Raw genomic sequence first — 4681 nt, 5'->3', positions numbered from 1 at the left:
ACCAGAAAAAATGTCCAATTTGGATTTTAATGATTCCGTTTTTATGGTCGATTATCGGTTTTACAGCCGTTATTCAGTTTGGAATTTTGGAAGATTCTAGTTTGATTGTGGCAAGTTTGTTAGCGACATCTTTGATGATTTATCGGAATAGAAAATTCAAAACTTATAAAGCGATAACAATATGAAACGCTTTTTAAAAATAATAAAACAAATGTTACAAATGATATTTTTAATAATAGGATGTTTTTCTGTAATACTATTTATTATTTTACTATGGTATAGTCCAGGTAAAATCGAACCGTATTTAAATGAAAATAACAAGCCGATTTTAGGAAGCGTTTCAGAAAAAACCTTCGTAAAAATTGGTGGAGTAACACAAGGAATGTTCATTAAAAGTAAGAATAGCAACAATCCGGTTTTACTCTATGTGCATGGTGGCCCTGGATTTCCAAATTATTTTCTAGTAGATAAATACAAACCAAATCTCGAAGATTACTTTACCGTTTGCTACTGGGAACAACGTGGAGGAGGACTTTCTTATTCGTCAGAAGTAACATTAGAAAGTATAAATTTTAATCAACTTTCGTCAGATGCAATTGAAGTTGCCAACTATCTGCGGAAGCGTTTTAGCAAAGAAAAAATTTACATTATGGCACATTCAGGAGGAACGCCAATTGCTTTACTTGCGGTTCTAATGCAACCTGAATTATTTCAAGCTTATATCGGAATGGCACAAATTTCTAATCAATCCGAATCAGAAAAAATGGCTTATAAATATATATTAAACAAATATGAGAAAGATAGAAATCAAAAAAGAATTAGGAAATTAAAAAAATATCCAGTTTTACAATCTGATGCGAACATTCTTTCATTTTATAAATCAAAAATTCGAGATCAATACATGCACGAATTGGGCATTGGCACGATGCACAAAATGAAATCGGTTTTTTTGGGTGTTTTTATTCCTGTTTGGACTTGCAAAGCCTACACCATTTCTGAAAAAATAAACATTTGGAAATCGAAATTTTCATTTCTGCCCAAAACAAATTTGATAAACGAAATGCTCAAAACAGATTTTACGACCAAAGTGCCAAAACTAGATATTCCTGTTTATTTCTTTAGTGGAAAATATGATTTGACGGTTAATATCAATTTATCAAAGGCATATTTAAAAAAGTTAGATGCACCATTAAAAGGATTTTACACTTTCAACAATTCAGCTCACAGTCCATTGTTTGAAGAACCTGAATTGGTTAGGAAAATATTTGAAAATGATATTTTGAAGAATAATAACAGTTTGGCTGATAAAACATTAAAAAAATGAATTTAGAAGAAATAATAAATTACAGACGTTCAGTGCGACATTACAAAGATCAGCCAATTGATACTGATAAAGTAAAACATTGTATTGAACTAGCCACTTTGGCACCCAATAGTTCCAACATGCAACTTTGGGAATATTATCATATAACAAACCGTGAAATGCTGAAAAAATTAGCTATTGCTTGTTTAAACCAACAATCGGCAACTACCGCACAACAAATGGTGGTTTTTGTAACAAGGCAAGATTTATATCGCAAACGAGCAAAAGAAATGATAGAATTAGAAACTCAAAATGTGTTTAAAAATAGTCCAATAGCAAAACAAGAAAAAAGATTAAAAAGTTGGAAAATGTATTATGGTCGAATAATACCTTTTTTGTACTTCCGTTTCTTTGGAATTTTCGGAATTATCAGAAAAATAATAGTCAATATCGTTGGGGTTTTTAGACCAATTGTGTACCAAGTTTCTGAAAACGATATGCGCGTTGTGGTTCATAAGTCTTGTGCTTTGTCGGCTCAAACATTTATGCTGGCGATGGCTAACGAAAAATACGACACTTGCCCAATGGAAGGTTTTGATAGTAGGAAAGTGAAAAGTATTTTAAAATTGCCTTATGGTGCTGAAATCAATATGGTGATTTCTTGCGGAATTAGAGAAGAGAATGGTGTTTGGGGTGATAGAATGAGAATTCCATTTGAGGAGATTTATCGAAGGATTTAAATTTATTAATATGAAATCAATTATTGAAGGGTTTAAATGTTCGGTAATTTTATTAAATAAAATATGAACAGCCTAAACAAAAGTATTTTATCCTTTATAAAAAAAGATTGTATTGCAGAATTTGGTACTGAAAAGGGGATGAAAATATACACTGATACTTCTGTTATGCTAACAGAATTACTTGAAAATGCCGATTTTAGAAATAGTAACGCCGTTGAAAAGCATTTGCGTTATTATATTCTTCCTGAGATTGCATTTTATAGAGCCATGCAAAAAAATGGCGTAGAAAAAGAAAAAGCCTATTTATTTCTGCATAAAGAGTTACAAAAAACTGCCATAAAAGCAGGTAAAAAAATATCAATTTTCACCATACTGCCTTATTTCTTTTTTATAGCAAAATGGATTATAAAAAAAACGATGGCTTATTATTTCCCCAAAACAGGCTGGAAAACGGAATGGAAAGTAGATGACAAAAAAGAATTAGCAATGAACATACACAGTTGTTTGTATTTAGAAACTTTTACACAATACGGCTGCCCCGAAATATGCAAAGCAACTTGCGATACTGATATAACAACGTATGACAGCTTAGCACCAAAAATGATTTTTGTAAGAACAAAAACTTTGTCAACAGGCGGAGATTGTTGCGATTTTAGGTTTTTAAATGGAGATAAAAAATGAAAAATATATTAATTTTTGGTGCAGGTGTTATTGGTTCTGTATATGCTGGGAAATTAGCATTAGCAGGTCATCAAGTTTCTGTTTTGGAACGTAATAAACGCTTAAAAGAACTTGAAGATAATGGATTGTTGCTCAGTAAAAATGGAGACGAAATAATTAAGGCGCATGTTACCATTATTTCAAAATTAAAACCAAATGATATTTACGATTATATTTTCGTGACGTTATGAAATGACCATGTAAAAGCGGCATTACCAACTTTATCTCAAAATCAGTCAAAGAATTTTGTGTTTATGGTCAATACAGCAAGTGGTTATGCTGATTGGATTAACGCATTAGGACTTGAGAGAGTAATCCCGGCATTTCCCGGAGCAGGCGGAAAAATTGAAAATGGAATAGTATATTATTCGATAACATCAAACTTTGTGCAACCAACAACGCTCGGCGAAATTGATGGAAAAGCAACAAACCGAATTAATGAATTAAAAGAAATATTAAGTAATTCAGGTTTCTCTACATCCATTTCAAAAAAAATGGATAGTTGGCAAAAATCCCACGTGGCAATGGTTTGTCCACTTGCATTCGGAATTTATTTTGATGGAGGCAATAATTATACTTTTTCAAAAAATAAAAAAGCAATCACTCAAACGAGTAAAGCATTAAGGGAAACATTTAGTTTTATAAAGAACTCGGGGATTGGTGTTGAACCTTCAAAATTAAATATATTTAGGTTCATTCCTTTACCGATTCTTAACTGGTTACTTTCTCTAATATTTAATACAAAATGGGCAGAAACATTAATTTCAAATCATGCACTTGCTGCCCGAATTGAAATGGAAATGTTGTGTGATGATTTTATTTTATTGGCAGAGAAAAAAGGTTATCAATTAAAAGAATTAAAGAAATTATGAACAGACGAAAATTTATAAAATGTACAGCTGTAACTGTTGTAATTGCTGGTGTTTCTTATTATTTAATGAGTGATATTTCTAATTTTGAAAGAGACGATTTAAATGATAATTCGACAACTAAAATGCCTTTACAAACTGATGAAGCTACAATTTTAGTTCTAGCATCGCTTGCACCAAGTGGACACAATACGCAACCTTGGTTTGTTAAATATCAAAAACCATTTCATTGGACAATTTGTAACGATAAATCTAAATGGCTGACTGCAGTTGATCCAACACAACGCGAAACGATTTTATCTATTGGTGCTTTTGTTCAAAATTTAGAATATGCTGCAAATAATTTGGGTTACAATTGTGAATTTGATTTAGTCGCAACAAATAATCAAGACGAAGAAGTTTTGACTGTAAAATTATCTAACGAATCAAATGTTTCAAAATTTGATATTCAAAAAATACAAAACCGCAGAACATTAAGATCGAATTATCTGGATCAAAACATCAAAAATGAAGATTTGAATTATTTATTTAAAAATGAAACTGATTATGTGCATTATTTTCCAAATACTTCAAAGGAACATTTGTATTTGAATGAACAAACCATCGAAGCTAATAAAATTCAATCCTATCGAGAAGAAGCTCAAACTGAATTATCAAATTGGATACGATTTTCTAACCAAGATGCTGAAAAATACCGAGATGGATTAACGCCTGCAAGTATGGAAATTGAGGCGTTTTCTGGTTGGGTTATTCGCAATTTTTATGACAAAGAAAGTGTAATGAAAACAGATTTTCGTGAAAAAAGTATTGACACAATCAAAGAACAGGTGGCTCAATCTGCTGGTTGGATTGTGATTACAAGCAAAGATAATTCGGTTTTATCATTATTAGAATCAGGGAAACGATTGCAACGAATTTGGTTGAAAGTTCAAGAAAGAAATATTGCAATTCATCCAATGACGCAAATTTTGGAAGAAGAAAAAACAAATAAATCGGTTAATAGTTCGATTGGAATTACAGATAATATTCAATTTTTATTACGTGTTGGT

7 protein-coding genes are annotated in these 4681 nt (G+C 31.3%); all 7 read left to right on the top strand.

All coding sequences use genetic code 11. The annotated features are described in order from the left end of the window. A partial coding sequence (locus ACH2BG_RS01570; RefSeq protein WP_395045979.1) for a DUF6064 family protein occupies nt 1–185 on the top strand: 185 nt, incomplete at its 5' end. 35 nt (nt 186–220) lie between these two features. Further along, a complete protein-coding gene (locus ACH2BG_RS01565) occupies nt 221–1324 on the top strand; it encodes an alpha/beta fold hydrolase (RefSeq protein ID WP_395045978.1) in 1104 nt (367 codons plus the stop codon). Further along, nucleotides 1321–2043, top strand: a complete 723-nt coding sequence (locus ACH2BG_RS01560) for a nitroreductase family protein (protein ID WP_395045977.1) — start codon at nt 1321–1323, stop codon at nt 2041–2043. Before ACH2BG_RS01565 ends, ACH2BG_RS01560 begins: the two co-directional genes overlap by 4 nt. Nucleotides 2044–2106: 63 nt before the next feature. Then, on the top strand, nt 2107–2724 hold the full coding sequence (locus tag ACH2BG_RS01555) for an L-2-amino-thiazoline-4-carboxylic acid hydrolase (RefSeq protein WP_395045976.1): 618 nt from the start codon (nt 2107–2109) through the stop codon (nt 2722–2724). Beyond that, a complete protein-coding gene (locus ACH2BG_RS01550) occupies nt 2721–2954 on the top strand; it encodes a ketopantoate reductase family protein (RefSeq protein ID WP_395045975.1) in 234 nt (77 codons plus the stop codon). The genes ACH2BG_RS01555 and ACH2BG_RS01550 overlap by 4 nt, the downstream gene beginning before the upstream one ends. 63 nt (nt 2955–3017) lie before the next feature. After that, nucleotides 3018–3635: a hypothetical protein gene (locus tag ACH2BG_RS01545; protein WP_395045974.1), complete on the top strand. Its 618-nt coding sequence runs from the start codon at nt 3018–3020 to the stop codon at nt 3633–3635. Beyond that, on the top strand, nt 3632–4681 hold a 1050-nt coding region (locus tag ACH2BG_RS01540; protein ID WP_395045973.1), incomplete at its 3' end, for an Acg family FMN-binding oxidoreductase. The genes ACH2BG_RS01545 and ACH2BG_RS01540, both read left to right, overlap by 4 nt.

The organism is Flavobacterium sp., assembly GCF_043779715.1.
Classification (GTDB): Bacteria; Bacteroidota; Bacteroidia; order Flavobacteriales; family Flavobacteriaceae; genus Flavobacterium.
Note: the sequence above shows the minus strand (reverse complement) of the source record. Positions and strands in the feature narration are given on the sequence as shown.